General features: G+C 66.6%; 3 protein-coding genes and 1 pseudogene. All 4 read left to right on the forward strand.

The features are described 5' to 3' along the window. The coding region (locus tag RMN84_RS03860; protein WP_309610889.1) for a glycosyltransferase at nucleotides 1-699 on the forward strand (699 nt) is incomplete at its 5' end. 250 nt (nucleotides 700-949) lie between these two features. Next, on the forward strand, nucleotides 950-2,293 hold the full coding sequence (locus RMN84_RS03865; protein ID WP_309610890.1) for a replication-associated recombination protein A: 1,344 nt from the start codon (nucleotides 950-952) through the stop codon (nucleotides 2,291-2,293). Beyond that, nucleotides 2,293-3,600: a mechanosensitive ion channel gene (locus tag RMN84_RS03870; protein WP_309610891.1), complete on the forward strand. Its 1,308-nt coding sequence runs from the start codon at nucleotides 2,293-2,295 to the stop codon at nucleotides 3,598-3,600. Before RMN84_RS03865 ends, RMN84_RS03870 begins: the two co-directional genes overlap by 1 nt. Further along, nucleotides 3,597-3,790, forward strand: a pseudogene (locus tag RMN84_RS03875) (hypothetical protein); the annotation flags it as partial. The gene RMN84_RS03870 and the pseudogene RMN84_RS03875, both read left to right, overlap by 4 nt.

Here is a 3,790-nt window from a genome sequence, read left to right on the forward strand (position 1 = left end):
CCCGCCGAATCGACCGCCGCCGTCCTCCGCGCCCAGCGAATGAACCGGACTATTTTCCTGTGGTCGCGCGGCGTCGACCGCGAGCAGTTCAACCCCGGGCGGCGCGATCTCGACTGGCGCCGGGCGCAAGGCATTGCCGACGATGACGTCGTCATCGCCTTCCTCGGGCGCTTGGTGCTCGAAAAGGGGCTCGACGTTTTCGCCGACGCAGTCGACCTGCTGACCGCGCGCGGCGTACCGCACAGGGTACTGGTGATCGGCGACGGGCCGGCCCGAGCTTGGTTTACCGAGCGACTTCCGCATGCCATTTTCACTGGTCAGCACGTGGGCACCGACCTCGCCCGCGCGCTGGCCAGCGCCGACATCTTCCTCAACCCCTCGGTGACCGAGGCGTTCGGCAACGTCACGCTGGAGGCAATGGCCTGCGCCCTGCCGGTCGTCGCTGCCGCCGCTACCGGCGCGACCAACCTGGTCCGTGATGGCGACAGCGGCAGCCTGGTCGAGCCGGGCGAGACCGAACAATATGCCGACGCGCTACAGGCCTATGTTCGTGATCCCGCGCTGCGCCATGCGCACGGGGACCATGGCCTTGCCTTCGCCCAGACGCAGGACTGGAACGTGATCAACGGGTCGGTCGAGGCAGCTTATTATCGCGTAATCGAACGCCGCGCCCGCATCGCGCGCGCGCTCGGTCGCTAGCCTAATTCCGGCAGCGTGTCCGTTTACAGCGGCCGGTGCTGTGGCTCCTGCAATCGCCCGATCCCCTGAGCGGCTTCGTCGAGGATCGCGGTCACTTCGTGGACCAGCTTTTCGTCGAACCCCTCATCGGCGACCCGATTGCTCGGATCAGGTCATAGCAGTGGCGCGGTTCGTCGGTACAACGGTCGTTGCCAGAGGTTTTCTGCGTTGCCGCGTGATTTTTCTTTCTAGTGCGCGTTAAAGAGCTGCGATGGCCGACCTGTTCCTGCCCGAAGACACGCCGCTGACGGTCGCCCTGCCCAGTGCGCCGCTCGACGGTCCTCTCGCCGACCGCCTGCGCCCGGCGACCCTGGATGAGGTTATCGGCCAGGAGCATCTCACCGGCCCCGACGGCGCGATCGGGCGGATGGTCGCGGCGGGCAAATTGTCGTCGATGATCCTGTGGGGACCGCCCGGAACCGGCAAGACCAGCATCGCGCGACTACTGGCGGCGGCGGTCGGCCTGCGCTTCGTCGCGCTCTCGGCGGTCTTTTCCGGGGTCGCCGACCTTAAGAAGATCTTCGCCGAGGCACGCCAGTTCGCCCGTACCGGCGAGAAGACCCTGCTGTTCGTGGACGAGATCCACCGCTTCAATCGCGCTCAGCAAGACGGCTTCCTGCCATTCGTCGAGGATGGCACCATCACGCTGGTCGGCGCGACGACGGAAAATCCCAGCTTCGAACTCAACGCCGCCTTGCTCTCGCGTTGCCAGGTGCTGATCCTCCAGCGGCTCGACCAGCGCGCGCTGTGCCGGCTGCTCGACCGCGCTGAAGCGATCGAGGATCGCCCACTGCCCCTCACACCCGAAGCCCGCGACGCGCTCGTCGGCAGCGCCGATGGCGACGGCCGCTTCCTGCTCAACCAGGCGGAAACGCTGTTCGACATCGACCTGCCCGAACCGCTCGATCCGGCCGCGCTCGCGGCACTCCTGCAGCGCCGGGTCGCCGTCTACGACAAGGACCGCGAAGGGCATTATAATCTCATTTCGGCGCTTCACAAAGCAATCCGCGGCTCGGATCCCCAGGCTGCGCTCTACTATCTCGCGCGCATGCTGACCGCCGGCGAGGAGCCGCTATTCCTGCTCCGCCGCCTCGTCCGCGCCGCGTCGGAGGACATCGGCCTCGCCGACCCGCAGGCGCTGGTCCAGTGCCTCGCCGCCAAGGATGCCTATGACTTCCTCGGCTCGCCCGAGGGCGAACTGGCGATCGTCCAGGCCTGCCTCTACCTCGCCACTGCCCCCAAATCGAACGCCGCCTACGTGGCGCAGAAGGAGGCATGGCGCAGTGCGAAGGAGACCGGTTCGCTCATGCCGCCGCAGAACATCCTCAATGCGCCGACCAAGCTGATGAAGACCATCGGCTATGGCCAGGGCTATGCCTATGACCATGATGCCGCCGACGGATTTTCCGGTGCCAACTACTGGCCCGACGCGTTACCGCCCCAGCACTATTATCGCCCGACCGACCGCGGCTTCGAAAAGCGGCTGGCCGAGCGGCTCGCTTGGTGGGATGAGCGGCGTGGAGCGAGCGGCGCACCGCAAGACGGAGACGAGTGATGTACATCGACAGTTCGACGGATGCCTACATGCAGGATCAGCTGCTGCTGTGGGGACCGCGCGTGTTGATCGCCCTGCTCATCCTCGTCGCAACCTGGATCGCCGCCCGCGCCGTCAAATGGGCGCTGCAGAAGACGGTCGACAAGGTCCCGACGCTCAAGCGCCACCATCATGGTCCGCCCGGTGAAACCGTCGGCCACCAGCTCGGGACGATCGCCCAGCTGATCGTCTGGCTGGTCGGCATTATGGCCGCGCTGCAGTTCCTCGGCATCGGCCAGATCCTCGCACCGATCAACGCGCTGACACTGCAGATCTTCGCCTTTCTGCCCAAGCTGCTGGGTGCCGGCCTGATCTTCTTCATCGGCCTGATCGTCGCGCGGATCGTGCGCCGGATCCTCGAAACCGCGCTGACGGTCGCCAATGTCGATGGCTGGCTCGCCCGCGCCGGGATAGGCGATACGGTCGGCACCGTCAGGGGCGATCCGACCGCTGTGCCCGAAGGCACTGTTCCCGGCGCGACCCGCGCCACCCTCGCCCGGGCCTTCGGGATGCTGGCCTTTGCCGGGATCATCATTCCCGCCGCGATTGCCGCGCTGAACGCGCTGAGCATCGATGCCATTGCCGCGCCCGCAACTGACATGTTGTCGCAAATACTTGCCGCCATCCCGCACATCTTGACCGCGGCACTGTGGCTCGGAGTGGCATTCGTGGCCGCGCGATTCCTCAAGGCGCTGATCGAGGCGATCCTGCCGCCGACCGGTTTCGACCAGGCGATCCGCTCGACCGGCATGCTGCCGGCGACCACTCGCCCGTCGCGGATCGTCGCCAACATCGCGTTCCTCGCCATCATGCTTCCAGCAGGAATCGAGGCAGCGCAACAACTTGGGGGCGGTACCGTGGCCGTGTTCCTCGCCCAGATTACCGAGCTTGGCGGCAAGGTCATTTTCGGCACGCTGATCATCGTCGCCGGCGTCTTCCTCGCCCGCATCATCGCTGGACTGGTTGGATCGTCGACCGGCGACGGCGGCTATGTCCAGTCGATCATCCGCTACGCGATCATCGCATTGTTCACAGCCATCGGCCTGACCTTCATGGGTCTCGCCGATGCAATCGTGTATATGGCGTTTGGGCTAATCCTGGGGTCGGCGGCAGTCGCGACGGCGCTGGCGTTTGGGCTCGGCGGACGCGAGGCGGCCGCGCGGTTTCTCGAGAGCTACGCCGATCGGGCAGCACCCCCGCCTGCGCCGACACCGCCGCGCCTCGGCAAGCTGGCCAGCCCGAGCGACGGCCAGCCGCCGCTGGTGTGAGCGACCGCTTCGCATCCTTCGTCGCGATCGACTGGTCCGGAGCGAAGGGCAAGCGGCACAAGGGCATCGCGGTTGCCGAGGCAAGGGCGGGAACGTCGGCCCCCGCGCTCGTTCGACCGGGCCATATCTGGTCGCGGACCGAATTGCTCGACTGGCTGATCGAGCAGTCGGCCCGCGACCCGACGCTATC

The organism is Sphingomonas sp., from assembly GCF_031380695.1.
Taxonomy (GTDB): Bacteria; Pseudomonadota; Alphaproteobacteria; order Sphingomonadales; family Sphingomonadaceae; genus Sphingomicrobium.